Source organism: Hymenobacter sp. CRA2 (genome assembly GCF_002007105.1).
Lineage (GTDB): Bacteria > Bacteroidota > Bacteroidia > Cytophagales > Hymenobacteraceae > Solirubrum.
Genome location: NZ_MVBC01000008.1, coordinates 254,389 through 281,272 on the forward strand (window position 1 = coordinate 254,389; position 26,884 = coordinate 281,272).

23 protein-coding genes are annotated in these 26,884 nt (G+C 62.1%); 12 read left to right on the forward strand and 11 right to left on the reverse strand.

All coding sequences use genetic code 11. The annotated features are described in order from the left end of the window. Positions 1-57 precede the first annotated feature (57 nt). The 6 genes from B0919_RS14510 to B0919_RS14535 all read left to right on the forward strand — a co-directional run bounded on the left by B0919_RS14510 (position 58) and on the right by B0919_RS14535 (position 4,229). Positions 58-504 (forward strand): hypothetical protein, encoded by a 447-nt coding sequence (locus B0919_RS14510; protein WP_078012996.1) that lies wholly within the window; start codon positions 58-60, stop codon positions 502-504. A gap of 393 nt (positions 505-897) precedes the next feature. Continuing rightward, positions 898-1,608, forward strand: coding sequence for a Crp/Fnr family transcriptional regulator (locus B0919_RS14515; protein WP_078012997.1), 711 nt, complete (start codon positions 898-900; stop codon positions 1,606-1,608). Between the two features lie 364 nt (positions 1,609-1,972). Next, complete coding sequence (locus tag B0919_RS14520) at positions 1,973-2,353, forward strand: hypothetical protein (protein ID WP_078012998.1); 381 nt, start codon at positions 1,973-1,975, stop codon at positions 2,351-2,353. Positions 2,354-2,561: 208 nt separating this feature from the next. Then, positions 2,562-2,996: a hypothetical protein gene (locus B0919_RS14525; RefSeq protein WP_254846581.1), complete on the forward strand. Its 435-nt coding sequence runs from the start codon at positions 2,562-2,564 to the stop codon at positions 2,994-2,996. A gap of 98 nt (positions 2,997-3,094) precedes the next feature. Beyond that, positions 3,095-3,766, forward strand: coding sequence for a carboxypeptidase-like regulatory domain-containing protein (locus B0919_RS14530; RefSeq protein ID WP_078012999.1), 672 nt, complete (start codon positions 3,095-3,097; stop codon positions 3,764-3,766). Positions 3,767-3,800: 34 nt separating this feature from the next. Continuing rightward, the gene (locus B0919_RS14535; RefSeq protein WP_254846582.1) at positions 3,801-4,229 is read left to right on the forward strand and encodes a hypothetical protein; all 429 of its coding nucleotides are present in this window, start codon (positions 3,801-3,803) and stop codon (positions 4,227-4,229) included. 237 nt (positions 4,230-4,466) lie between these two features. Here B0919_RS14535 and B0919_RS14540 read toward each other — a convergent pair whose 3' ends face one another. Then, on the reverse strand, positions 4,467-4,865 hold the full coding sequence (locus tag B0919_RS14540) for a group III truncated hemoglobin (protein ID WP_078013001.1): 399 nt from the start codon (positions 4,863-4,865) through the stop codon (positions 4,467-4,469). 219 nt (positions 4,866-5,084) lie between these two features. Then, a complete protein-coding gene (locus B0919_RS14545) occupies positions 5,085-7,820 on the reverse strand; it encodes an MGH1-like glycoside hydrolase domain-containing protein (protein WP_078013002.1) in 2,736 nt (911 codons plus the stop codon). Positions 7,821-8,000: 180 nt separating this feature from the next. Between B0919_RS14545 and B0919_RS14550 the strand changes: the two genes are divergently transcribed. Both B0919_RS14550 and B0919_RS14555 read left to right on the forward strand, forming a co-directional pair. Next, complete coding sequence (locus B0919_RS14550) at positions 8,001-9,710, forward strand: carbamoyltransferase (RefSeq protein WP_078013003.1); 1,710 nt, start codon at positions 8,001-8,003, stop codon at positions 9,708-9,710. A 182-nt stretch (positions 9,711-9,892) separates the two neighbouring features. Continuing rightward, positions 9,893-10,384: a DUF4126 domain-containing protein gene (locus tag B0919_RS14555; protein ID WP_139362138.1), complete on the forward strand. Its 492-nt coding sequence runs from the start codon at positions 9,893-9,895 to the stop codon at positions 10,382-10,384. 52 nt (positions 10,385-10,436) lie between these two features. Here the strand turns inward: B0919_RS14555 and B0919_RS14560 are convergent, their stop codons facing one another. From B0919_RS14560 to B0919_RS14590, 8 genes are all read right to left on the reverse strand, one after another. Continuing rightward, positions 10,437-11,471, reverse strand: a complete 1,035-nt coding sequence (locus B0919_RS14560; RefSeq protein WP_078013005.1) for a RimK family alpha-L-glutamate ligase — start codon at positions 11,469-11,471, stop codon at positions 10,437-10,439. A 35-nt stretch (positions 11,472-11,506) separates the two neighbouring features. Beyond that, entirely contained in the window at positions 11,507-12,727 is a 1,221-nt protein-coding gene (locus B0919_RS14565; RefSeq protein WP_078013006.1) for a hypothetical protein, read from the reverse strand. A gap of 390 nt (positions 12,728-13,117) precedes the next feature. Continuing rightward, a complete protein-coding gene (locus tag B0919_RS25870; protein ID WP_262490552.1) occupies positions 13,118-13,249 on the reverse strand; it encodes a hypothetical protein in 132 nt (43 codons plus the stop codon). A 294-nt stretch (positions 13,250-13,543) separates the two neighbouring features. Beyond that, complete coding sequence (locus tag B0919_RS14570) at positions 13,544-14,338, reverse strand: LytR/AlgR family response regulator transcription factor (RefSeq protein WP_078013007.1); 795 nt, start codon at positions 14,336-14,338, stop codon at positions 13,544-13,546. A gap of 210 nt (positions 14,339-14,548) precedes the next feature. Further along, positions 14,549-15,553, reverse strand: a complete 1,005-nt coding sequence (locus B0919_RS14575) for a sensor histidine kinase (RefSeq protein WP_176133057.1) — start codon at positions 15,551-15,553, stop codon at positions 14,549-14,551. A gap of 32 nt (positions 15,554-15,585) precedes the next feature. Continuing rightward, positions 15,586-17,988, reverse strand: a complete 2,403-nt coding sequence (locus B0919_RS14580; RefSeq protein ID WP_078013009.1) for a TonB dependent receptor — start codon at positions 17,986-17,988, stop codon at positions 15,586-15,588. Positions 17,989-18,134: 146 nt separating this feature from the next. Further along, a complete protein-coding gene (locus B0919_RS14585) occupies positions 18,135-19,112 on the reverse strand; it encodes an EamA family transporter (protein WP_139362139.1) in 978 nt (325 codons plus the stop codon). Positions 19,113-19,187: 75 nt separating this feature from the next. Beyond that, positions 19,188-20,108 carry an AraC family transcriptional regulator gene (locus B0919_RS14590; RefSeq protein WP_139362140.1) on the reverse strand — a complete coding sequence of 307 codons (921 nt, stop codon included), beginning with the start codon at positions 20,106-20,108 and terminating at the stop codon, positions 19,188-19,190. A gap of 103 nt (positions 20,109-20,211) precedes the next feature. On the opposite strand from B0919_RS14590, the gene B0919_RS14595 reads away from it, so the two are divergent. The 4 genes from B0919_RS14595 (at position 20,212) to lpdA (ending at position 25,740) form a co-directional block, all read left to right on the forward strand. Then, the gene (locus B0919_RS14595) at positions 20,212-21,000 is read left to right on the forward strand and encodes an SDR family oxidoreductase (RefSeq protein WP_078013011.1); all 789 of its coding nucleotides are present in this window, start codon (positions 20,212-20,214) and stop codon (positions 20,998-21,000) included. Positions 21,001-21,331: 331 nt separating this feature from the next. After that, positions 21,332-22,237 carry an NHL repeat-containing protein gene (locus tag B0919_RS25510; RefSeq protein ID WP_217701034.1) on the forward strand — a complete coding sequence of 302 codons (906 nt, stop codon included), beginning with the start codon at positions 21,332-21,334 and terminating at the stop codon, positions 22,235-22,237. Between the two features lie 75 nt (positions 22,238-22,312). After that, positions 22,313-23,989: a M1 family metallopeptidase gene (locus tag B0919_RS14605; protein WP_078013013.1), complete on the forward strand. Its 1,677-nt coding sequence runs from the start codon at positions 22,313-22,315 to the stop codon at positions 23,987-23,989. A gap of 344 nt (positions 23,990-24,333) precedes the next feature. Continuing rightward, positions 24,334-25,740, forward strand: a complete 1,407-nt coding sequence (gene lpdA / locus B0919_RS14610; protein WP_078013014.1) for a dihydrolipoyl dehydrogenase — start codon at positions 24,334-24,336, stop codon at positions 25,738-25,740. A 68-nt stretch (positions 25,741-25,808) separates the two neighbouring features. Here lpdA and B0919_RS24795 read toward each other — a convergent pair whose 3' ends face one another. Next, positions 25,809-26,726 (reverse strand): hypothetical protein, encoded by a 918-nt coding sequence (locus B0919_RS24795; protein ID WP_139362142.1) that lies wholly within the window; start codon positions 26,724-26,726, stop codon positions 25,809-25,811. Positions 26,727-26,884: the final 158 nt, after the last annotated feature.

Here is a 26,884-nt window from a genome sequence, read left to right on the forward strand (position 1 = left end):
AAAGCCGCGTCCCCGGTTTCGGGGACGCGGCTTTTGTTATTTTCCAGACCTGCGCATATGCTCCAAGCCGAATCGACTAACCGTTCCACCAAGATCAGCTGCTACTTCGTGGCGCTGCTACTGTGGGCAACGTGCTTGCTGGGTCTGGGCAGCGGTAATGCCCGAACGGAGCCATCCCAGGTTTGGGGAACTGTGTTGTTGGTAGGGTTGCTGACAGTACCGCTGCTCGCTTACGCTGCCTCGCTCAAGCAATACCGCGTGGCTATAGACGCAGAACGGTTTCAACTGCTGCAGTTGCCAGCCACCGTGCTGGCCGAACACCCTATGAGTACGCTGATGGGTTGGTGGTCAGTGCGAGTAACCAGCAGGGGTACCACAGCGGAAATGCTGCATTTAGATTTTAAACACGGCAGTCGGATACGCATTGCCGCCGCTGACTACAGCAATTACGAAGTGCTCGAGCGTTTTCTACACCAGCATTTTAATGCTAAGCAACGTGGCTAGTTCAGCTTATCCGAAAGTTTCAGTCGCTTAGTCATATTGTACTATATTTATCTATAATGGTCACCTTGCCAGCTAGGCGAGGTAAGAGGGGTTTTGTTCGTTTTTGGGAAACGTGTTTTTGTGATTTATGCCAATATGGGAAAGGATAGGTGCATAACTATGTTTTCTCGTTCGTATTTATTAAATATTTAGCAACTCATTAATGCGTTAATTGACAGGTTGTCAATAGTATTTAGCCGGTAGACAAGTATTTGGTAGGACCATCAGCTGCTGCGGCCGCAAAATTGTAATGCCGTGCCAGTTAGCCGCGCCCTTAATCATAGAGGTAGTCGGCCAATACTATTACCCGTTGGGCAACTGCTGCCCTCGGAACAGCCGCCCGATTCCTCTTCTATGCGAAACACGCCTACGCTTGCTCCTTCCAATTGCCAGGATTGCCCGCGTCGGCAACAAGCCCTGCTGGGCTGTTGCCAACTCGATGAACTAAACCTGGTTTCGGCCAGCAAGACTTTTCAGACTTATCAAAAAGGACAGGTCATCTTCCGCGAGGGCAGCCGGCTGAACAGCCTGTACTGCATCTTCCAGGGCAAGGTGAAGATGACCAAAACCGGCGGCGACGCCAAGGAGCAGATCATGCGCTTTGCGCGCGAGGGCGACACGATGGGCTACCGCTCCCTGCTGAGCGACGCGCCGTATGCCTGCTCGGCTGTGGCGCTGGAAGACTGCGTGGTATGCATGGTGCCGCGCCCCGATGCCCAGAGCCTGATGCAGCAGAATCCGCAGTTTACCCAGGCGCTGCTGCGGCAACTGAGCGAGTCGCTCACCGACACCGAAACCCGTATGCTGCACATGACCTACAAGCCCGTGCGCGAGCGGCTGGCCGGGGCGCTGCTGCTGCTGCACCGCACCTTTTGTCAGGACGGGGCCCGCTGCGACATTCCCATCTCGCGCGACGATTTAGCCTCGCTTATCGGCACGGCCACCGAAACGGCCAGCCGGCTGGTATCGGAGTTCAAGGAAGAAGGACTGATTGCCACCAAGGGCAGTAAAATCACCATTCTCAACGCCGCGACTCTAACGCAGATTTCTACGCAGTACGATTAAGCCATAAGCCGCACACAGTGCTGCTAAGGGTAATGAAAACGGGCGCCTCCTGAACGGGGGCGCCCGTTTGCTTTGGACAAACCTAGCACATACGTGATTAGTACTATTTAGGATTTGTTAAACTGTGGTTTTTGACGAGAATCAAAATGAAAATTGACCGTGGTCATTTTTTTGGGTAGTGACAATGAGGACCTTTGAAAAAGCAAAACGGCTGGTTTTTAGCTGATTCGATGCGATTGGAGTCGTGCTCTGGTTTGGGTTTAGATAACCCGGGAAAGACTAGGTGGTAAGCCGATGAAGAGTCGATGAGTTAAGTTAAAAATTGGACAAACACAATTTCACAAACCTCACATAAACCATTCCCATGGCTTACTCTGTCAACAACCCCGCCGGCAAACTGGTACAAGGCGTCATCGACGACCTGCCCACCCTGATGGCTATTGCCGTTGTGGACGTAACGTCCGGCATGTCGCTGGCCTCGCACACCAACTCGCCGAGCATCAACCCCGACACCGCTGCGGCCTACAACACCGAAGTGGTAAAGCAGAAGCAAAAAGCCATGTCGGCCCTGAAGCTGACCGGTGAGAACATCGAGGACATCCTCATCACGCTCTCCAACCAGCTGCACCTGATCAAGCTGAACAGCACCGGCTCGAAGTTCATCTACCTGGTGGTGAATTCGCGCGATACGAACCTGGCCATTGCCCGCGAAATCCTTCGCTCGCACTCGGCTCATCTGAACTAATACCGGATGCCGTCGGTCGGCAGCACAGGGCTGGCCGGCGGTGTTTAGGTGCCCTGAGTACCCTCCTCTACCTGCCCTCACATAACATGCCGCATGGCTGGCGGCGCAGCTTGGGTAGCCCGTGGCGGTCTGCGAACCGTGACGGGCTACCCGGCCCTGCTTGCCTGCGGCGTACCTGCTCCGGCCCGGAGCCATCCGGGAGGCTGCCATGAACATTCCTTTCCTTCAGAAGCTAACCGGACCGGTTTTGCACCGGGTGGTGGGCGTGGGCGCGGCCACTGCCGAGCGCACGGCCGCCGAACAGGTGCTGCACCGCGTGCTGGCGGGCTTGCCCGAGCTGCTCGCGGCCGCCGTTGTGCGCATCGCCGATGGCCAGGTGCTGGCCAGCTACACCACCGCGCGCGAGCTAAACCCCGATAAGGTGGCTGCTTTCAATGCCGAAGTAGTGAAGCAGCAGCGGCAGGCGCTGGCCGCGCTGCAGCAGACCGACGAGGCGCTGGAAGACATCCTGATTACGCTGCGCACCCAGTTTCACTTGCTGCGCGTGCTGGCCGACGGGCGCCGCGTGCTGTACGTGGCCGTGGACTGCCGCGACACTAACCTGGGCATTGCCCGGGAGGTGCTGCGCACCTGTGAAGCCTGAAGCAAGTACCGACCCCACGCAAGCGGAGACGGGCGCCGACAGGGCTGGCCGCTGCCCCTCAATAAGCATCTACCCTTTCCTTCTCTACTACCACTTGCATGAGATTAACTGCTTCTCCTTTTGACCCACAAACCGGCGAGCTGCTGCCGGTGTACCGCGACGCGTACCTGCGCGGCGACCTAAGCAAGGCTTCGGCCCGCGCCGTGGAAGAATACCTGCGCCGCGACGCCGACCAGGCCCACGACACGCTCACGCGCTGGCACCAGATCCAGAACGAGGCCCAGGAAGCGGCCCCGAGCTGGGTGCGGCGCCAGATCCTACACATTCAGGCCGAGCCGCAGCGCTTCCGCCGCCGCGCCGCTGGTCTGGTGACCTGCGCTGCGCTGGTGGGCGGAATGGTGTTTGCCGGCACCAACCTGCCGAACAACAACCTGCCCACCGACAACCTACCGATGGTGGAAACCACCGACCTCACGCTGGCGCCCGCTGCTGAGGCCGCCAGCGCCATTCGCATGGTGACGGTGAAAGGCCGCATCATGGGCCACGACGGCCAGCCGCTGGTAGGTGCTACCGTGCTGCAGAAGGGCACGCGCTTCGGCGTGAGCACCGATGCCAGCGGTACCTACACCATGCGCGTGCCCGCCGGCCAGCAGACGCTGGTGTACGGCTACGGCGGCTACCAGGACCAGGAGCTGCAAGTGCAAAACTCGGCTCAGGCCAACGTAACCCTGACGCCCCGCGCCAAGCAGCGCCGCTGGTTTATTTTCTAATCCGCGGCAATGCACGGGGCCTAACGCTCACTCCGTGAAACCGAAGTCGTATCGTAAAAAAACTGCTACCAAACGTGCCCGCCTGGCTGCCCTCGACGCGGTGGCCGGCGCCGGCGAGGTAGTGCAGAACGTGCTGGCCGCCCTGCCCGATCTGTTGGCCGTGGCCGTGGTGGACGCCCGCACGGGCACCAGCCTGGCCGCCCACTCCAATTCCGCCGACATTGCCCCGGCCACGGCCGCGGCATTCAACGCGGAGGTGGTGCGCCAGAAGCAGAAAGCCCTCACGGCCCTCAACCTCATCGACGAGCACATCGAGGACATTCTGATTTCCTTGTCCTCGCAGCTGCACCTGATGCGGTTGGCCGACGGCGGCCGCAAGTTCATTTACCTCGCGGTGAATGCTCACGCCACCAACCTGGCCATGGCCCGGGAGGTGCTGCAGGTACAAGCCGGGCAACTCTAAACAAGTCGCTGGCTATCCGTAAAGGGCGGCCGCTCCTGCCATTTTTTCCCGACAGCCCCGCCCCACGGGCCGCTGTCCTTTGCCGCGCCCGACGCGCTCAACCTCCGGATAGGGTAGCCGGCGGGTGGGCGCGTCTTCGCATTAGGCGCGGGCCCCTAAAACAACAAGCGGGTGCCAGCTGCCGGGCTGGCACCCGCTTAGGGTGGGTATCTTGGTCGCTGAGGGCAGGCGGTACGGCTAGGCCTGCAGCGTCGTGAGCGAGGATTTCGGCTCGAACAACGAAGCCAGCTTCAATACTTTCACTTTGGCTTCCTCGGCTTTGGGGCCGGCGAAGTGCTCCTGCACCGTAGCGTCGAACAGCTGCAGCCAGCGGCGGCAAAGCGGGCCTTCGGTAGGCAGCCCCAGGTTTTTGGGCAGCGCCGCCTCGCTCTTGTCCTGCTTGGCACCGAAGAGCATGGTGCTCCAGAAATTGTAGAGCGTAAACAAGTGCTGGGGCCAGTACACGCGTGCCACGGCCTTGAAGGCGGGGCTGAGCACTTCGTCCTGGTTCACCTTCTCGCAGAAGTTATCCACAAGAAATTTTACATCGGCTTCCCGGGTGATGTCGGTGAGGGCGGTGGTCGTGGTGGGTTTCATAGAGCGAGAGGCTTGGGGGCTGGCATACGGATGAGGATGCGTCCAGGTTAGGCTAAGGTAGCGCAAACGTTTGCGTAAGCAAACAACAACTCCACAACAAACCTGATAATCAGTGATTATAGGGTGAAAAAATATTTAACTACGAAGGAATACGGAGCCGATAAAGACGGCCTGACTGGCCGCCTGCAAACCGTCTTTTGCCGGCAGTAGCCAATGGGTTTACCGCAGGCGCGTCAGGCGAAGATGATCGAGCATGGCTTGGTTGACTTCGCCGTTCATGTTTTCATTGGCGGGGTCAAAATCGAGGGTCAGCGTGTGTGTGCCCTGCGGCAGCTCCACCACGATGGGGTTGGTATAGCCCCAATCCGACCACTCGCCCACGCCGCGCTGGGGCAGCACCACCGTGCCCAGCCGCTGCGGCCCGCGTCGCAGCGTCCGAATCGCACACTTGTTGCTCGTGTTGATGGGGCCGTTGCCGTTGGCGTAGCGGAAATCCAGCGCGTAGAGGCCCGCGGCCGGCACCGGCACGCGCACGGTCAGGCGGCGGTTTACGGTGTGGCTGATTTCCACGAAGCCCCGGCCGGTAGCGCCTGGGTAAGGTTTGCCGGATTTGGTGGCAGCCGTTTCCAGCTCCACCAGCTGGCGAAACCGGTTGACCTCAATGGCAAGTGGCTCGCTGGCAAAACTCTCGTAGCCCTGCGCATCCACGGCCAGTACTTGATATTCGGTGTAGGCGGTGGGCGCGGGCACGCCAAACTCCGTCTCGGTGGTGCGGGCCGCAAACTCGCCGTTGTGCAGCACCTGGTAGGCCTTAGCTCCTTCCACCGGCGCCCAGCTCAGGCGGCCGGCCCGGTAGTGCACGGCCGGCGTCATCGGCGCCACGTGGTGGGGCACTTTGTGTTGCGTGGCCGCGGTCGGGGCTTCGTCGGTCAGCTCGATGTGGACCGTGTGCGGGCCGCTGAGCGTGCCCGGCACGGTGGCTTCGGGCAGGGGCTGGCCATCTAGGGCAATGCGACGGATGGTGCGGCCGTAGCCGGTCAGCTCGATATCCAGCGTGGCTTGTCGGTAACGGAACCCGGTGAGCCGGCGCGTGCCTTGCAGCGCCTGCGGCACGAAGGGGCGAAACGTGAGGCCCACCGCCTGAAAATCCATGCCGAACAGGCCCTTGTACACCAGCCCCAGCGCGCCCGAGAGGCTCCAGAGCATCACCGAGCTGTTGACCTGCGTCCCGGCAAAGTCGCCGTTCGAGGCCACGAAGTTTTCCTTGTTGGTGAGAAACAGCGCCGCCGGGCGCGACACGGCGGCAATGCTTTCCATAAAAGCCGTTTCATTGCCCACCTGAGCGGCGGCCAGGCCCCAGTAGCTCTGCACGAAGGGCCACACGGCGTTGTTGTGGTAGGGCGGAATGCCCGAAATCTGTGGGTAGATGCACGGAACGCCGTAGGCCATGACGGGCGTGCGCTGCACCACCGTGCGGGCCCGTTCGGCGTCGGCCACACCGTAGAGCACGCTCAGGGCCTCGCCCAGCGCCTCCGCCCGCGGCGAGAGCAGCAGCTGGCTGCGGCCGTAGAGGTACTGACCATAATAGCCTTTCTCGGCCTGCCACAAATGCTGATTCAGGCCGGCGGCAATACGCGCGGCTAAAGCGCGGTGCTTGGCCGCGGTAGCGCCGTCACCCAGGCGGTCTGCCATCTGCTCCAGCACTTGGTTGGCCTGGAAGTGCACCGCGTTGGTACCCAAGGTTTCTGATTGGTAAATATCTACCGGCTGCATCCACTTCGGATAGGTCTGCTCCCGCCAGTCCAGAAACGACGATTCGCCGCGCACCAGTCCGGTTGGCGAGTCGTAGATGCCGTTCTGCACGTCGTCCTCGATGGAGTTTTTGATAATCGGGTACACCTGCCGCAGCCAGGCCTCGTCGCCGGTGGTGAGGTAGACTTCCCAGGCGGCCACGGCCCAGATCAGGCGGTCGGTGGAGCAGGGGTAGGCCCCGCCCGTGCCGGTGTCCTGAATGATGCGGCCCTTGGCGCTGACCTTGCGCAGCAGGCTGATCTTGGCCACCTCGGGCTGCAAGGCGGCCTGCGCCAGGATAATGCTGTAGCTGATGTCGCGCGTCCATACGCCGGCCCACGACTCGCCGGTGCGGAACGTGCCGTCGGGCTCCACAGCGCGCTTGGCCTCTTCCAGCGCCAGGCGGTAGAGCGCGTCGAGCAGCGGGTAATCCGATTGGTACTGCGGCAGCGCCGATACGTCGAGGCTGGCCTGCCACGCTTTGGCCGTGGTCGGTGCGTCGGCGCGGGCATTCAGCGTGAGGGTGGTTTCGTAAATCCCGTCGCCGTCCGCGTCGTGCAGCTCCAGTTGCGGCTTGTGGATAAGGTTGTCGAAGTCCCAGCTCAGCGGCGCGGTGTTGCCGGCTACGAAGACGTGCTTGAAGTCCTGCTGGTACAGCTTCTGCCCGTTGTAGAGCTGGTAGTAGCCCTGCTGCCTGAAGGCGGCCAGCACCGGGCGCAGGTCCAGCCGAATCCGCAGCGGCGTATTCGGCGCCAGATAGGCGTTGGCCGGCACCGGCGTGCGGTCCACGTACTGCTGCCCAAACACGATGACGGGCGTTTCCAGAGCCTCGCCGCCGGCTTTGGGCACGGCCACCAACACGTGGTCCTGACCGGGCGGCATTTCGTTGTCCTGGCCGTTGAGGCTGAACTTGAAGCTCACCTGCGGGCTCTGGAACTCATTGGCAGGGCTTTGGTAATCGGATGTTAACTCGTGACGCGAACGAGCCCGCGCCGTGAAGCGGCCCTGCGTGAGCGAATCCCGGTAAAGCGTATAGGCATCGGATTGCCACACGGGAGCGGCAGGGTTTGGAGCTGAAACCGCTGAAGTACTGGTTTTTGTCATGTGGCAGGCGCCCAGCAGCCCGAGGGCGAGCAGGCCGGTGGTGGCAAGGGAGAAACGCATGAAAGCAAATGTAACGGCGTGCCTTACCACCGAAGCGGCGCGGGCCGAAGCCGTTGGTGCTACGCCGACTGCGAACGGCCGTTTCGGTCCGGCTTGCTCCGCCTCCCGCAAGTGCTGGGCCGTGGCTCCGCCGTTACGGTGTAATTTCGGCGCGGGGTTCACTTTTCAGCCGTGCGGGCCATGCAGCCAGTCATTCTCGGAATCAATTGCAGCGGATTTCACTCCTCGGCCTGCCTGCTCGGGGCCGATGGCCGCGTGCAGGTCGCCATTGCCGAGGAACGCCTCACGCGCCAGAAGCAGGACAAATCCTTTCCGCGCCAAGCCATTCGCTACTGCTGCGAGGCTGCCGGCATCGGGCTCGAGGAGGTAACGGACGTGTTTATCGGTTGGAACCCGGCGCCTTACCTGAGCCAGCCCTCCCAGGCGCTGGCCGACGCATTTCAGAACCGCGGCAAGCTGGCCCAGCTGGTGCTCAACGAACTTGCTGCCATGCAGGGCGGTGTCAGCGGCCTGAGCCAGGAGCTGCACCACGCCAACGGCCGCCGCACCCGCGTGCACTACGTCGACCACCACCACGCGCACTTCGCCAACGCCTTCGTGCCCGCGGGCTGGGCCGAGGCCGATGTGTTCGTGGCCGACGGTTTCGGCGAAACCACCACCGGCCTGATCGGCTCAGCCACCGGCACGAACCTGGAAGTGCTGGCCGCCAACCGCACGCCGCACTCCCTGGGCCTGTTTTACGCCGCTTTCACCGATTTCCTGGGCTTCCGGCCCAACAGCGACGAGTGGAAGATTATGGCCTTGGCGGCCCGCGGCAACTGGCGCACCTACTACGAGCAGCTGCGTCCGCTCATCAGCGTGCAGGGGCTGCAGTTTGAGCTGGATCTGCGCTACTTCGAGTTCTTCCTGTTTTTCACGCCGCACTACTACTCGCCCAAGCTGGTGGAGCTACTAGGCCCGCCGCTGACGCCCGGTGCCGAGCCCGGGCAGCGCGAGTACGACATCGTGGCCGCCGTGCAGCGCATCACCGAGGAAGTTGTGTTTGAGCTGCTACACAATCTGCACGCCCGCACCGGCCGCCGCCGGCTGGTGCTCGGCGGCGGCGTGCTGATGAATTCCGTGCTCAACGGCAAGCTGCGCCAGCACACGCCCTACGAGGCCGTGTTCATCGGCGGCACCCCCGACGACACCGGCATCAGCGTCGGCAGCGCCCTCTACGGGCGGCACTTTGTGCTGGGCCACGCGCTGCCGGCTGCCGAGCCCACGCGGCACAACTTCTTCGGCCGTGCGTATCCCGACGCCGCGCTGGAGCAGGAGCTGCAGCGCCGCCGCCTCAGCTACACCCGCCCCGCTGACATGGCTGCCGCCGCCGCCGAGCTGCTGCACGCCGGGCTGGTAATGGGCTGGTTTCAGGGGGGCTCCGAGCTGGGCCAGCGGGCCTTGGGCCACCGCAGCATCCTTGCCGACCCCACGCGTGCCGACATGAAAGCGCGCGTCAACGCCAGCATCAAGTACCGCGAAGCGTTTCGGCCATTCGCTCCAGCCGTGCCCGAGGAGCACCAAACCGAATACTTCGACCTGCCCGCCGGCGAAACGGCCTACTTCATGGAAAAGGTCTTTTCGCTGCGCCCGGAAGCCCAGCGCCGCCTGCCGGCCGTCACCCACGACGATGGCACCGGCCGCCTGCAAACCGTGGTAGCCGCCGATAACGAGCTGTTTCACCGCCTGCTCTTGCAGTTCGGCGCCCTGAGCGGCGTACCGGTGCTGCTCAATACCTCTTTCAACGTCAACGGCATGCCCTTGGTGGAGTCGCCGGCCGATGCGCTGGACTGCTACTTCGCTTCCGGACTCGACGCATTGGTGCTCGGGCCCTTTCTGCTGCGGAAGTAGAACTGTAGCAATTTGCCTGCTTCAAGTAATTAAAGTCCGCCTGTACGTGGTGAGTCTTATGGCCAAGGTCTCATGCTCAGGTCGGCGCGTTGCGAATGCCTCCGTCCACGAAAAAGCAGCCCGAATCCATCCCTCAGCCGGTGGCGCCCGTTAAAGCACGCATCAACTTTACCTCGCGTGCTATGGCTTCTTCTTCGGCTACCTGGAAATCTTTTGGCATGGGCGTAGTGGCGGGCATGCGCAGCATGACGGCGCCCGCGCTGCTCAGCAACGCACTGCGCGACAACCCCTCCGGCCGTCTGGCGCACTCGTCGCTGCGCTGGATACAGTCCCAAGGGGTAGCACGTGGCCTGACGCTGCTGGCCGGGGCCGAAATGGCCAGCGACAAGCTCCCCAACATGCCCGACCGCACCATAGCGCCGGTGCTCAGCGGCCGCGTGCTTTCGGGGGCGCTGGTCGGCGCCGTATTGCACAAGCTCGACCGAGGGAGCCTGCTGAAGGGGGCTGCCCTTGGTGGGCTGGGCGCGGTAGCCGGCTCGTTTGCCGCGCTGTACCTGCGCAAGCTCACGGCGGCGCGCACGCCCGTGCAAGAGCCCTGGACCGGCTTTATCGAAGATGCTCTGACGGTGGCCACCGGCAAAACAGTGCTCGGTAGCCACCTGCCCGGACATTAATCCGGCAAGCGTAGCTAGTTGCTGCATCGGCGGTCAGCCGATCAAGCCGGGCTTAGCGAAAAAAGCTGCGCGGCGCGTGCACCGTCGTCGGGCCTTTGGCTCGTGCGACGGGCGGGTGGTCGTTGGCAATCAGCCACTGGGCAATGCGCTGCTCCAGGCGGTAATGGCATTGGTGTGAGGGCGACAGGTACTGCCCCACGGGGTTCACGTCGAGGAAAGCATACTCGCCGGTGGGCGTGCGCAGCAGGTCCAGCGAGCCGGTGCGCAGCCGCGCGGCCCGCATGAAGTTGCGGATGCGCATGGCAATGGTGGTCGACAGCTGGTAGGGAACCACTTGCGTTGGCGGGGCGCCGTACAGCTCGCTGAGGGAAGCTACCGATGCGTCGCCGTCGCTCAGCGGCTCATTCAGAATAGCCGTGGCGTAGCACGAGCCGTCGAGGTAAAATACGCGCAGCTCGTAGGCAGCTTCCAGGCGGGCGTGTACCAGCGTGGGCAGAAACTGGTCGGGCAATTCTTCGAGCTCGGCCGCGCTGATCTGGGCCGGCAGCGCCGCGGTTTCAATCGACGGTTCGGGAAACAAATCGTTGGTTTCGGCGGCTTTGGTTACGAGCTGGTCGTTGTTGGCCGCCAGAAATACCCGTAGGTCGGCCTTGGTGCTGAGCACTTGCGCATTGGGCGTTAGGAGCCCGCTGCGCTGGGCTAGCTGCAGGGTAGCCAGCTTGTTGTGGGCCTGGTGCAGAGCGGGATAGTTCGGCAGCCACAGCTTGTTGCGCAGCACATCGAAGAGTAACTGAGCCAGGTGGGACGAATCGGCGGTGTGCTGAGCGCCGGCCGCGGCGGGAGCGGCCGTCAGGGCGTCCCCAAAAAAATCGAAAAACCGCCGGTACCACACCACGTGCACCTGCTCGCGCAGGCTGATGCCGTTGATCAGAATGTCCCCGCGAGTCGCATCGATAACCCATGAGCGCGGCATGTCGACCAGGTCGGCGCTGCTGATGCGCAGGAAGCTAGCGCCGTACGCGCGCAACCACTCGAGCACGGGCTCAGGGCCTTGTTCGTCGTCGGGGGGGCTGAGAACCAGAATCATAATCAGGCGGCAAGGAACTCACGGAAAGCGGAGCTTCAGGAGCGGCGGGCGGCGGGTATCAGCACCTGCCGGCTCCATAAATCCCGAAAAAGCGGGGCCATGGCCAAGCGTTGATGCACTTCTAGGGGCAAGCTGTCGAGCTGCTGTAGCAGCGTGGCCAGCTTGTCGGAAATGCCAAACGTCTGGTAAGTCAATCGATCAAATAGCTGCGGACCTTCGGCGTGGGCGAACAGGCCGTAGCGGGCCGTATGGAAAGCCAGCGGGCCGGTCAGCTCTTCCGGGGCCGGGCTGGGTAGCGGCGGGTGCTGCTCGCGCAAGCCGTGCACATCGGCAAAGTGGTGCATGTACAACCAGCCTTCCCACTGCTCGGGGTAGCGGCGCACCGTCGGCTCCAGCAACCCGAACAGGTGACGGGTGGTATCGACGGCGAATTGCTCACGCGGCAGAGCCTGGTCGGGCTCGATGGCCGGAAAAAAATGCGTTTCCAGCTCGTCGGCGCTGTGGCGAAACGACACGAGTGGCACGATAGGCGTGCCCGTGAGGTGAGCCAGAAAGGCAATGCCCTTGCGTGCGTAGATGCGGCCGTGCAGAAAGGGAATCAGCGCCAGCTTGTCGTCCTGCCGGTGCATGCCGCCTACGCCGGTGTTGCCGTCGAGGTAAAACAGCAGGCTGCGGCCGGCTTTTACCTCACGCATCATCTGCCGGCCGATGCTCGGCGACTCCGCGTCGAGCAGGCGGAACTCGCCGCCTTGGAAAGCCGGGTTTTGGGCGCGCAACTGCTCAAACTTCTCGCCCTGCTGCTCCAGCGTGGCCCGGTCGACGACCAGGGTGAACCGCACCTGGTGGCGCAGCAGGAAATGGTGAATGACGCGGTAGGAGCCCAGGTGGAACGTGCAGAACACGCGCGGCCGCTGGTGCACATCGGCCAAAAACGACGTATCGCCGGTGAAACGGGTTAGAAAATAGGCCAGGTCTTCGCCTTCGTCCAGCGAAGCCCAGTCGCGGTGGCGCAGCACGTGCTCGTAGAAGGCCGCGTCGGTGCTGGGGTAGTCGGGCAGGTAGTTGCGGCGGTTGGCCGAGCACAGCAGGTAGTTGTGCGAGGGTAGGCCGCCGGGGGCCTGGCTGCGCGCCCCGTCGGCCTGTTCCCGTGAACGAGCTGTCATGGCTGCCACCCGCGCGAGGTAGGCCTCGCGCGGGGTAGCCGTGTCAGGCTCGACGTCGGGCAACGCCGAAGGGGTGAGGGCAGCGGTTTTCATAGCGCAGAAAGGCGGAACGGGGTACACAGCCCAAACTCGTTTCAAAGAAGCTGATTAGCCTCTGACGCCGTCTGGGCGGTGCAAGAGCGTACTTCGAAGATGCGGCTCCTTTTGAAGCGGCCCCGTCGCTTTCCGATGAAGTCAAAGAAAATTCGCTTTAACCGGTGGAAAACCCGGTCGAGCTGACTCGCTTTTTCGCGGCGTTTGCCCTGCGGAGGCTACTTGCACGGCGGTGGCAGCTTCGGTGAGCCGGGCTTGTGGCCGATTGCCGCCGGTAAAACGCATACGTGCGGCAGCTGGCCCCTTATACACCAAACGCCCGGCGCTGTAAGGCGTCGGGCGTGGTATGCAATTTAATGACTGGTAGCGGTTTAGCGCTGGTGGGCCGTCTTACAGAGGGTCCGGCGAAAAGCACTTGATGATGATGTCAGCTACCGACGACAGCACAAGGCTTTCTTCTAACTCCGCAATAAGCGACTCGGCCATGCCGAGCACCGGAGTAGAGGCGGAAGAGGGCAACAACGCAATAGAGTCAAGGTGGCTCATAGTGGTATTTTTGCTAGGTGAAACGCGTGTACTGGGGAAAGAGCTACGATGGTGTCGCGGCGGCTTCGGACACCCGAAAGTTCTGCATAAAATCCGGCCCTTGCAATAGGCCCATTAGCCTAATTTGCATACTGTCAGAAGGGTAACATAGAGCGAGGCTCTGGGTTTAGTAATGCGTTTTTATAAGTATAAATCAGTTTAGCAGCTGGTGAGCTTAACGCCCGGGCTGAAGCCAAATTTGTGTTTGCCCAAGCGCACGGCGACTAGCTGCTAGCTTTCCAGCCACTTGCGGAATTCGGGCGTCTGTGCCGTGCTGGTAACCAGCGCGGCGTCGCTGTTTTTCATTTTCACCGAAAGACGGTTATTGAAGTACGGCTCCACTTTCTCTACGTACTCGATGTTGACCAACTCCGAGCGGTTGATGCGAAAAAAACGGTTCGGGTCGAGTTGGCGCTCCAGGTCGGTGAGCGTGCCGGTAAGGGGGTAGCGCGTGGACTGCTTATCGGTGGCAAACACCACGCCTTCGTCGGCCTGCAGGTACATCACGTCGTCGACGGGCAGAATATACAGGCCGTTGCGCATGCGCACGGAAAAGCGCTGCTTGTAGGCACGCGCGTTTTGCTGCAGCGCCCGGCTCAGCTCCTGCACCAGGGCTTCGTTGAGGCCGGCGGGCGCCGCCGGGGCACTCGGAACCGCCTGCGTGAAGCTGGTGCGCAGCGCATCGTACTTAGCCAGGGTTTCCTGAAACTGCTGCCCGTCGTAGGGCTTCAGCAGGTACGCAATGCCGTTGACCTTGAAGGCCTGCAGCAGAAACTGGTCGTAGGCCGTGACGAAGATGATGGGGCAGGTGATGCGCACCTGGCTGTAGAGCGTGAATACGTTGCCGTCGAGCAGCTCGATGTCGGAGAAAATCAGGTCCGGCATCGGGTTCTGCTGAAACCAGTCTAGGGCCTTGCCCACGCTTTTGAGCACGCCGGCCACGGTGGCCTGCGGCGCGTATTCGCGCAGGAACTGGGTGGTTTGGCGGGCGGTCCACTCTTCGTCTTCGATGATCAGAACATTCATGGCGGCAAGGGTAAGGCAAGGCGAAGCTAAGGAGTAGCGGCGAGGCACCGGCGGGCCGGCCGCTTCCGAAAGCGGGGCCGAAACATCTCTGCCGGGTTCGTCCGAGGTTTTCTCACTCACTGACGTTTCCGACTACTGTCGGCAGAGATGCCGGGCTTGCGCCCGCCCCCGCAGGGGTTCGGCCTGCTTTCGGAGCCGGGTAGGGCCGGCCTAGTTCCATTCCTTGATGACGGGCACGAGGACTTCAAAAAAACCGTCGCGGTACACCTGCATTTCCTTGTTGGAGAGAATCTTGTAGCGCTCCTGTAGGTTCAGCAGCCCCGTGCCGGTCGATTCTACCGGCGTGAGCTTGGGCCGGATCTTGTTGCTCACCGACACCGTGTCTTCGCCCACGCTGATGACGATGGCCAGCGGACTGTCCTCGTCGCCGCGGTTGTGCTTGATGGCGTTTTCTACCAGGATCTGCAGGGTGGCCGGCACCACGAAGCGGCCATCCAGGTTGGCCTCGGTCAGCATCACCTTATGAAAGGAGTAGGCCTCGCCGAAGCGGTGGTGCAGCAGGTAGATGTACTCGTCGACGAACTTCAGCTCCTCGGCCAGGGACACGAAGTCGTCGTCCTTGTGGCGGATGAGGTAGCGGTACAGGGCCGAAAAGCAACTCAGGTAGTGGCTGGCAATCTGCTTGTCCTGCTGAATGAGGGCGTACAGAATGTTGAGGTTGTTGAAGAGAAAGTGCGGGTCGATCTGGGCTTTCAGTGACTTCAGCTCGCTCTCGGTCTGGGCTTTGTGGGCCAGTAGCAGGCGCCGTTGCATATCGAAGTAGCCCTTGCCGACGAGCATCACGCCCAGCATGCCGTAGCTCTGCCCGTGCCGGATGATGCTGCTGATGAACAAGGCAGGCGTCCAGAAAATGGGCGTGCCCAGAATCAGCCCGTAGCCCACCTTGTAGAGCACGCCGCTCAGCAGCAGAAACACCGGAATCAGTGGCAGCGACACCAACCGGGTGCGCGGCTCCATTACCAGGGGCAAAAAGCCGAATACAATAAAGTACACCGCCATGGTATCGAGCACGATGTTGTAGGCCATGGCCCCGATGGCGCGCAGCCAGTCGTACTCCACCACGTAGCTGGGGAAAATGACCAGCAAGGCCACCAGCCAGTAGGCGGCTGTGACCTGCAGATCGGAGCGGAGCGGATGCGTGAGAAAGGTCTTCATGGGCGGGCGCGCACGGTCAGGCATCGGGTAAGTTACTCTTTATCGGCCTTTACCCGGCCGCGTTCTTCCTCCAGGCCGGTGTTGCGCTTGCGAGCGGCTAGCAGCTGCTGATTGCCGAAGCGGTAGCTGAAGCTCACGCGCACCTGCTGCGACTCGTTTTGGGTAAAGAAGCGGACGTCCATGTCCTGGTAGCGCACCGTGCCGCGCTGCTTGCCGGTAAAGAGCACGTCGGAGGCCGAAACGCGCAGCTGGGCCAGCTCGTGCCAGAACGACTTCTGCAGGCCCAGGCCCAGCATGCCAAAGGGCCGGAAGTTTACCAGCCCGTTGACGCCCGCCGTGTGGTAAAAGCCCGTCACTTCCAGGTTCACGCGCTGGGGCAGGCGCACCTTGCTCTGCAGGTAAAACATGGCCGAGAGCCGGGCGTTGCGGTACTCGCCGCCAAGGTACTGGCTGCGGTACTCGTTGTAGAACACGTTGGTGCCGCCAAAGCCGCTGATGCGCTGGCCCAGGTTCAGCGGAAAATTCAGCGTGGCGCTGTAGTTGTCGAGGCGGCCGAAGTTGGCGGTGGTCGAGTACAGCACGCTGTCCTGCTGCCCGGTGGCCAGGTTGATGGCGTTGGCCGTGCGCGTGTACGAGAACTGGAGCACTGGCTGCTTCTCGTAGGTCAGCGCGGCCTTGTAGCTGTTGGTAAACTGCGGCTTGAGGAAAGGGTTGCCCTTCTGCTGCGAGTATGGGTCGAGGTACACGATGCTCGGGTTCAGGTCCTGGTAGCTGGGTCGGTCGATGCGGCGGCCGTACGCCAGGTTCACCCCAAGCTGCTTGGTCAGGGCCTTGTCCACCGACAGGCTGGGGAACAGCTGCAGGTAGTCGCGGCGCACCGTTTTGGCCAGGGCCACCGAGGTAGCTACCGAGTGCGTGTGCTCGGCGCGCAGGCCGGCCTGCAGCTGCACGCCGGTCCACTGCTGGTCGAGGCTCAGGTAAGCGGCTGAAATGCGCTCCTGATAGCGGAAGTGGTCGGAGCGGGCGGGCTCGGGCTGCCAGCCGGCGGACGTAAGGCGGGCAAAGTCCAGGCGGCTGTCGATGGCTACGCGGCTGGCCTTGGCGCCGGCCGCCAGCTTGGCCGTGCGGCCGAGCGGGTGGCGGTAGTCGGCCTTGGCCGAGCGCAGCTCGATGTCGGTGGGCTGCTCGAAGCGCAGCTGCTGGGTGGTCCGGTCGTCGTCGGCCAGGGCATTGGTGAGGCGGCTGGTGCTGCCGGAGTGGTAGCGTGAGTAGTCCGCGTCGGCCACCAGCTCACGGCCCAGCGTATCCAGGGCAAGCTTGTAGTTCAGGTTGCCGGCGTAGCTGGTGGTGCGCCGGTCGATGCGGTTGCGCGTGGTGGTACGCGTCAGCTCGCCGGCGCGGTCCACCTCAATCTGGTTTTCGGCCGCCACGGCGGTACCCACGGCGTAGCCGTTGACGAGCACGCCCAGGGTTTGGCGCGGGGAGAGGCGGTAATCAGCCCCCAGGCGGGCCGTGTGCACGTGTGAGGTGCGGGGCTGGTAGCTCCGCTGGGCGTAGCTCACCGATTGGCCGGCCTCCGAAGCGGCGCGGTCGGTGTTCAGCTGCTCATAGGTTTTGCGGTAAGTGTAGCCGTAGTTGCCGAACACGTTCAGCGCCTTGCGGCGGTGGTTCAGGTCCAGGGTCGCGGCGCCCTTACCGAAGCGGCCGTAGGCGGCCGTCAGCGTGGCCGAGCCGTTGGTGCCCAGGGCGGCGTCCTTTTTCAGGATGATGTTGATAATGCCCGCCGAGCCGGCCGCGTCGTAGGCGGCGCCGGGCTGGGTCATCACTTCCATTTTCTCAATGGAGCTGCTCGGGTAATCCTTCAGCACGCTCACCACGTCGGTGTACTGGGTGGTGCGGCCGTCGATGAGCACAATGACGCCCTCGCGGCCAGCCAGGCTGAGGCGGTCGTTCAGCACCAGGAGGCCCGGCACTTTCTGCAGCACTTCCAGGGCCGAGGCGCCGGCGGCGGCCGGGCTGCCCGCCACGTTCACCACCATTTTTCCGGCCTGCATTTCCAGCAGCGGCTTCTGAGCTACCACTTCCACGCCGCGCAACTGCTGAGTAGCCGCGGCCAGCTGCACCTCGGGCAGCGTGGCGGCGGGCTGGGCCGGCGTGAGGGCGAAGGGCATGGAGCGGTACGTGCGGTAGCCCATCATGCTCACCACGATGCGGTAGCGGCCCGGGCCGATGCCCGCAAAGCCAAAGCTCCCGTCGGGCTGGCTCAGCTCCACCTTCACCCAGGCCGAATCCTGCGCCTGCTGCAGCAGCACCGTGGCAAAGGGCAGCGGCTTGCCCCGCTCGTCCAGCAGCCTGCCCGTGACGCGCCCCGCCGATTGGGCGTGGCACAGCGCGACGGGCGCAGCAACCAGACAAAGGGCAAACAGGGCTTTCATGCGAACGGCAACAGAAGGGGAAGTTGCCGCAAATCAAGGGGCCGGAGCTGCCACTGCCCGGCGGAAACTGGCGAAGCCTAGCAAAAAACGGATGAGCGGGGCGGAATCAGGGTTGAGCTACGGCCGAGCTTGCACGTAAGCGCCGGCTACTCCGTTTCGGCCAGAACCGGCTCCGCGGCCGGTGCGGGGGCGGCAGCCCGACGTCCGCCCAGCACCACCAGCATCACGGCCAGCACGATGAGCACGGCGCCGCTGCCCATTTGCGCGTTGAGCGGCTCACCGCCCACGGCCTGCCCCAGCAGCACGGCCACCACCGGATTGACGAAGGCGTAAGTGCCGGCCAGGGCGGGCTCCACCGTGCGCAGCAGCCAGATATAGGCCGAAAACGCTATCCAGGAACCGAATACGACCACATAGCCGAAGGCCACCCAGGGCTGCCAGCCGATGCCGCTGAGGTGAAACTGCGTCGCCTCGCCGCGCAGCAGGCCCGCCGTCAATAGAAAGGCGCCCCCGCACAGCATCTGCATGCCCACGCCAAGGAAGGGCGACCCGCCCACGGGCTTTTGCCTGGAGAGCAATGAGCCGATGGACCACACAAACGAGGCGCTCAGCACGATGGCCATGCCTAGCGCCGGGTGCCCCGGAATGAGCACCGGCGCGGCCGAATGAACGCGCGTGAGCAGGTACAGCCCGCCCATACCCAGCGCCAGCCCGGCGGCTACCGGCGCGTTGGGCCGGGGCGAGACGCCGCTCCACCAGCCCAGCACGGCCAGAAACATGGGCACCGAGGCTACCAGCAGCGCCGTAAGGCCCGAGGGAATGTACTGCTGCGAGAATGTGGTGCCGCCGTTGCCGCACAGCAGCAGGCAGGCACCCACGGCCGCGGCCCGCAGCCAATCCTGGCGGGTGGGGGCAGGGCTGCCGCTCAGGCGCACGGCGGCGTACTGCACGCTGCCGGCCACCAGAAAGCGCATGCCCGAGAGCAGCAGCGGCGGCCAGGCCGACAAGGCCGTCTTGGTGGCCAGGTACGTGGAGCCCCAGATCAGGTAAATGGCCAGCAGCGCCGCGCCGATGAGCAGCGGGGCCGGACGGGTGCTAACAGGAGCAGAAACAATGGTAGGCATAATCAACAGGGAAACGGCCAGCGCGCACAGCGGCGCGCCGGGAAGCTGCAAAGGTCGGAAATGGTGGGCTGGCGCCTACGCCGCGTGGCGGCGTCGGTACTGCTGGGGCGTGAGCTGCTGCGCAGCTTTGAACACGCGCCCGAAGGAACTGGGCGACTCAAACCCGGCCTGCGCGCTGATTTCCTGCACCGTCAGCCCGGAGTGGATGAGCAGGGTGCGGGCCCGCGCCAGCCGGATGCCCGTGGCGTACTGGTGCGGCGAGCAGGCAAACAACTGCCGAAAATGCCGCAGCAAGTGGTTTTTGGAGAGCATACTGGCCTGCGCAATGCCGTCGAGCGTCAGCGCTTCGGCGGGCTGCGCCTCGATGTACTCCCTGGCCAGGTACAAGCGCCGGCAGATTTCCAGGCGGGTGGCGCGCTTCACGGCCGAGAGCTGGTCGGCGCTGCGCGCCACGCGGCGCTGGTGCAGGCCCAGGAGTTCGGCCAGGATGCCGTGCAGGCGCGAATCGAGCTCTAGCTCCGGGACGGGCCGGCAGGCCAGTTCGCGTTGCAGCTGCAGCAGCCGGTTTCGTAAGGCTGGCGTGGCCATGTGCAGCTGCTCGAAAAACCACACGTCGGCGTCGGGGCTGGCCCAGGGGTTGGTTAGCAGGGCTTCGTCGGAGGCGCGGTGCGCGTGCGCCACATCGGCCACCAGCCGTGGATCGAAGTAGATGGCGAAGGAATGCACCCAGTCGGCGGAGCGGATGGCGCTGGCGTAGGGCTGCCCGGCATTGACAATGAGCAACTGGTTGTGCTCCACGTGTACGGGGCGGTGGTGCAGGTAGTAGGTTTCGCGGCCGGCGAAGGTGCATTTCAGCGACAACCGGTTCGTGTACGTGGGCCAGACGCAGAACTTACAGAGCGAATCAATGACCGTGCTGCGGTCGGCGAGGCGCTGAAACTGCACGAATTCCTGCAGCGACTCTTGCTCGGTGGCGACGGTGGAACGGATGTACATGGCGCGGAGCAGCGGGTTTCGACTACCAAAAACGGCACCACGTCGCCGCTCGGCTATGCAGAAAACACTTTTTTCGCCGGCTGCGCTTCCTACCTTGCCGCCAATGAAATTTTCGCAGCAAGTTGTCTGGATTACAGGGGCCTCGGCCGGCATCGGCGAAGCGCTGGCCCAAGCCTTTGCCCGCTCAGGGGCCCGTCTTGTGTTGTCGGCCCGCAACGAGGCCGAGCTGCGCCGCGTGGCCGCCGCCTGCGCCCCGGCCGAAACGCTGGTGCTGCCTCTGGACCTGGCCGACAGCGCCGCCCTGCCCGCCAAGGTGCAGCAGGTGCTGGCCCGCTACGGCCGCCTCGACGTGCTGGTAAACAACGGCGGCGTGAGCCAGCGCAGCCTGGCGCTGGAAACCACGCTCGACGTGGACCGCCGCCTGATGGAGGTGAACTACTTCGGCACCGTGGCCCTGACCAAAGCCGTGCTGCCGCAACTGCTCCAGCAGCGCCAAGGCCGCGTAGTCACCATCAGCTCGCTTGTGGGCAAATTCGGCACGCCCTACCGCTCGGCCTACGCGGCCAGCAAGCACGCGCTGCACGGCTTTTTCGATTCGTTGCGGGCCGAGCTGAGCGGCTCGGGCGTGGGCATTACCATCATCTGCCCAGGCTTTATCCGCACGGGCGTGTCGGTGAATGCGCTTACCGGCGACGGCCGCGCCCTCGGCACCATGGACGAGGCCACGGAAAAAGGACTGGCCCCCGAAGAGTTTGCGCGCCGGGCGCTGCCCGTCATGGCCCGCGGCGACAACGAAGCTTACATCGGCGGGAAAGAGACTATGGGCGTGCTGCTGAAGCGCTTCGCGCCGGGTATTTTCGCCCGGCTGCTGACGCGCGCCAAAGTGCGCTGAAAAGCGTTAATCGGTAGTAAACAGTTTTACTAGACTGGTGATAAACAAGTTTACTAAGCCGCGAAATCCACTTTCGGTTGAAATTTTCTGCCCTGCGGAAGTACCATTGGCTGAAAGGGCGCTAATAAATTATAGCCCGATAATGAAGAAGCTTTTCATTCGTTCGCTGCTCACGTTGTGGCTGTTGCCGGCTCTAAGCAGGGGGCAAGCTCTGGCGCCCGGCGCGTCACTTGATGCCCGGCGCCCGGCGGCGGTGACGACGCTGGCCGGAACGGCCCGCCAAAGCGGCAGTTCGGATGGAGCTGGGGCGCTGGGGCGTTTCCAAAGGCCGATGGGCATAGCTTTGGCCGCCGACGGAACGCTGTACGTAGCCGATACAGACAACCACACGATTCGTCGCGTAACGCCTGCCGGAGTGGTAACCACGCTAGCCGGCGCCGCCGGCGCCAAGGGCAGCAACGACGGACAGGGCGGCGCTGCGCGTTTTAATCACCCGGTGGGCATAGCGGTAGCAGCCGATGGCATGCTGTACATCACCGACGCGGATAACCATACCATTCGGAAGGTGACCCCGGCAGGGGAGGTGACTACCCTGGCCGGGCAAGTCGGTCGTAAAGGCGGTGCCGACGGCGCTGGCCGCACTGCTGCATTTTACACTCCTCATGGCATTGCCGTGGGGTCCGATGGCACCGTGTATGTGAGTGATACGGAGAACCACACCCTGCGCCGGATTTCGGCGGCCGGTGAGGTGGGTACTCTGGCTGGTGCCGCGGGGCAAAAGGGCTCAACCGACGGCAGCGGCTCCGCAGCACGGTTTTTTCATCCGGCCGGCTTGGCGCTGGACGCCACGGGGACGCTCTACGTAGCAGACAACGGCAACCACACCGTGCGCAAAGTTTTGCCTGCCGGTACGGTAACCACCTTGGCCGGACAGCCAGGCCGATCGGGCAGCGCCGACGGGCCGGCCTCCGCCGCCCGCTTCGATTGGCCAAATGGCGTGTCGGTGGACGCGCAGGGCGTCGTGTACGTCACCGATTGTGCCAATGCCACGGTGCGCCGCATTTCGCCTGCGGGCGAAGTCAGCACGCTGGCGGGCCGCGTGCATGGGTGGGGCTACCAGGACGGCGCTGGCCCGGACGCGAGGTTTGAGGTACCGCTCGGCATAGCCGTAGAAGCTTCGGGCGCCACCGTGTTTGTTACCGACGCCAAAAACCAGCTTATTCGGTGCATCCGCTAGGGGCTGACGGGAATAGATTGGCGTGGTCACGGCCCGTCACGCAGCCTGCGCGGGCCCACTAGTGTATTTCAGCATATGCTTTCCTTCTGCTTCGTTTCGCCGCGCCGCGCCGCGCTGGGCCTTGCTCTGTTGGTGTTGCCACGCCTTGGCGCTGCCCAGTTACTACAAGCCAAGCCGGCCTTCACCCGCGCCGACTCCCTGCGCGGCACGCTTACGCCCCTGCGCAGCTGCTACGACGTCAACTACTACCACCTCGACGTCAAGCTGGACATTCCGCAGCGCGCCATCAGCGGCTCGAATCTGTTCCGCTTCACGGCCACGCAGGATTTCAGCCGGCTGCAGTTCGATCTGTTTGCCAACCTGAAAGTGGAGCGCGTGGTGTACCGCGGCAAGGAGCTGCCCTTCACCCGCGAGGCCAACGCGGTGTTCGTGACCTTTCCGCAGCCCATCCGCCAGGGCACGCGCGACGAATTCACCGTGTACTACTCCGGCCAGCCCACCGTGGCGCAGCGCGCGCCCTGGGACGGCGGCTTCGTGTTCACCGAGCACGGGCCGGGCCAGCCCTGGGTAGCCACGGCCTGCCAGGGCGTGGGCGCCAGCATCTGGTGGCCCACCAAGGACCACCAGTCCGACGAGCCCGATTCGATGATGATCAGCGTGACGGTGCCCAAGGGCCTGAAGGACATTTCGAACGGGCGCCTGCGCAAAACCACCCAGCTCAAGGGCGGCCTCACGCGCTTCGACTGGGCCGTATCGAACCCCATCAACAACTACGACGTGGCCCTGAACGTGGCCAACTACGAGCACATCGGCGACACCTACCAGGGCGAAAAGGGCAAGCTGACGCTGGACTACTGGGTGCTGCCCGAAAACCGGGACAAGGCCCGCAAGCAGTTCGACGCCAACGTGAAGCCCATGCTTAAGTCCATGGAGGCGTGGTTTGGGCCTTACCCCTTCTATAAGGACGGCTACAAGCTGGTGGAGACGCCGCACCTGGGCATGGAGCACCAGAGCGCCGTGGCCTACGGCAACAAGTACCAGAACGGCTACCTCGGCCGCGACCTGTCGGGTACCGGCTGGGGCACCAAGTGGGACTTCATCGTGGTGCACGAAAGCGGGCACGAGTGGTTCGGCAACAACATCACCTCGAAGGACATTGCCGATATGTGGATTCACGAGTCGTTTACCAACTACTCGGAAAGCCTGTACATCGAAACGCACTTCGGCAAGCCGGCCGGGCTGGAATACCTGCACGGCCTGCGGCGCGTCATCCAGAACGATGGGCCCATCATCGGCGTGTACGGCGTAAACCGCGAAGGCTCCGGCGACATGTACCCCAAGGGCGCCAATATGCTGGGCATGGTACGCACGGTGCTTAACGACGACGCAAAGTGGCGGCAGATTCTGCGCGGGCTCAACCAGCAGTTCTACCACCAGACGGTGACCACCGAGCAAATCGTGGGCTACATCAACCAGCAAGCCGGCCGCGACCTGACCAAGATCTTCGACCAGTACCTGCGCCACGCGAATATTCCCACCCTGGAAGTGCGCTTCGAGCAGGGCCGGGCCGTGGCCCGCTGGATTGCCGACGTGCGCGGCTTCGATATGCCCGTGCGCCTGCGCACCAAGGGCGGTGAATGGCGCCTGGTGCAGCCCTCTACCGCTTTCCAGCCTATTGATGTGCCTGGTCTGGCCAAGGACAATCTGGAAGTCGACACCTTCAACTACTACATCGGCGTGCTGGTGGAGTAGGGGCGGAGCCTACCGGTGCCAGTGCTGTTGTGGAATTCGGCACAGCAAGGCACTCGGGGCCGGGCAGTAACCGTCCAGAAACATCCTGAAAGTCGTCCGTCATCCTGAGCGGAACGAGAAGGACCTTACCCCGTGAGAACAAGTCGTAACAACGATGGTCGGTCACGCGTGGTAAGGCCCCTCGCGTTCTGCTCAGGATGACAGCGTAAACAACGGCCGCCGCTAAAACGGGCCTCACAACGGCCGTCCGCTAACCTTTCCCGGCCCTTGCGGGTTTTCTCCTGCGGCGCTGGGCATTCTGCCTTACCTTTGCCCGTCAGCGCTTCATCAACCCGACTTTCAGCATGAACCAATACGACGTTACCGTCATCGGCTCCGGCCCCGGCGGCTACGTGGCGGCCATCCGCTGCGCCCAGCTCGGCTTCAAAACGGCCCTCATCGAGAAATACGACACGCTCGGCGGCACCTGCCTGAACGTGGGCTGCATCCCCTCGAAGGCCCTGCTCGACTCGACCGAGCACTTCCACAACGCTGGTCATACCTTCAAGGAGCACGGCATCGAGCTGAGCGACCTGCAGATCAACATGAACCAGCTCATCGACCGCAAAAACGGGGTGGTGAAGGCCAATACGGATGGCATCCAGTTCCTGATGAAGAAAAACAAAATCGACGTCATCAAAGGCGTTGGTTCGTTTGTCGACGCCACCCACATCAGCATCACCCCACGCGACGGGGGCGAGGCCCAGCAGATCGAAAGCAAAAACGTCATCATCGCCACCGGCTCCAAGCCCACGGTGCTGCCGTTCATCGCACAGGACAAGGAGCGCATCATCACCAGCACCGAGGCCCTGAACATCCGCGAAGTACCCAAGCACATGATTGTGATTGGCGGCGGCGTTATCGGCCTGGAAATGGCTTCGGTGTACGCCCGCCTCGGCGCCAAGGTGTCGGTGGTGGAGTTCATGGACTCGCTCATCCCCACCATGGACCGCGCCCTGGGCAAGGAGCTCAAGCGCATCCTGGGCAAAATCGGCATCGAGTTCTTCCTCTCGCATAAAGTCACCGGCGCCACCCGCGAGGACGACACCGTGACGGTAACCGCTACCAACCCCAAGGGCGAGGAAGTGAAGTTTGAGGGCGACTACTGCCTCGTGGCCGTGGGCCGCGTGCCCTACACCCAGGGCCTGAACCTGGAAGCCGCCGGCGTGCAGATGGAAGAGCGCGGCCGCATCAAGGTCGATGAGCACCTGCAGACCTCCGTGCCCGGCATCTACGCCATCGGCGACGTGATTCGGGGCGCCATGCTGGCCCACAAGGCCGAGGAAGAGGGCGTGTTCGTGGCCGAGCGCCTCGCCGGCCAGAAGCCGCACGTGAATTACCTGCTCATCCCCGGCGTGGTGTACACCTGGCCCGAAGTGGCCGGCGTGGGCTACACCGAAGAGCAGCTCAAGGAAGCCGGCCGGGCCTACAAAACCGGCTCCTTCCCCTTCCGCGCCTCGGGCCGCGCCCGCGCCTCCATGGACCTCGACGGCTTCGTGAAAGTGCTGGCCGACAAGGAAACCGACGAAATCCTGGGCGTGCACATGATCGGCCCGCGCATCGCCGACCTCATCGCCGAAGCCGTGACGGCCATGGAGTTCCGCGCCTCCGCCGAGGACGTAGCCCGCATGAGCCACGCCCACCCCACCTACGCCGAAGCCATGAAAGAAGCCTGCCTGGCCGCCACCGAGAACCGGGCGATTCATATGTAATTCTTACTGCCTAGCAGTAGAAACGCAAAAGCGGCTGAAGCTCCGGGAGCTTCAGCCGCTTTTGCGTTTTAATAATCATTAGATAGCAAGGAAAACAAATCTTTTTCTTCTGGTTGGCCGTGAGTTTTGTTTTCAGCTTGTTGGTTCTCTGTGCGAGTGTTTTTGTGTGCGAGTGTTGATGAAGCTGGTTTATGGTAAAAAACTTTGGAGGAATGGTAGAATGAGATATTGTTTTTCTTTAAAATGCTGAAGAATGGGTGGTTGTTAATTAAATCAGGGTGCTTCAGAGTGAGCCAGCCGTGATAATCAGCTTCATAAGCTAAAAGCCAATATTCGTCTTGTAGTGCATTCTCGTCAATGAGGTCTACTATGTTGTCTGTGATTATTGTCGATGATATTAGTCCTCGATTTTTGAGGTCTAGTGCCATTATTAAATTGCTTGCGTCGACTAAATTAAATAAGTTACTTGCTATTTTATCGGGTATTTGTATGTTAAAAACTTTTGAAAGCCATAAAGCCCAATTTATTTCATAAGAATGGCCCTTGTAGATGTGTTCTTCTAATAACGTAAATATTATTTCCTTTATCTTTTTATTATCGACTATTCTTTTGTTTTTATACATTATTGCTGAAAATTCATGCAATGTCGCCGGCTCAGTAATGGCTGTTTTCATCAACAACGATTCAAAGTGTGACCAGTTTCCAGATTCTATATTTACATTGTTTAACCGCTTTATTGCATATTTTAAGACGCTGTCTAGAGGAAAATCAATAGAGTATCGATACGAAATATCAAAATATCTTATTAAGTCGTATAATTGCTTTTTTTGATCGGATGAAAATTTGTAATTTGAAAGTACGGATGACCATCCATTGTCAAAAAAGTGAGGAGACTTATTGACAAAAGTTTTTTCGTCATTTATATCTAGATGAAGAGAACTGAAAATTTCTTGCAGAATTCTAATCGCTTTTTCGGCGTGTTCCATACTTGAAAAAAACAGGTTAAAATCGTCTACATATAGCGGATTCATGAACGATGTACATGATAACCACAATGGTTGAACCAGGCTTTGGCATCCTTGCTGGAAATCCACTCAACCGCGGTTTGGATAGCCGCCTCCAGTGCTTCACGGGTACGGGCCTG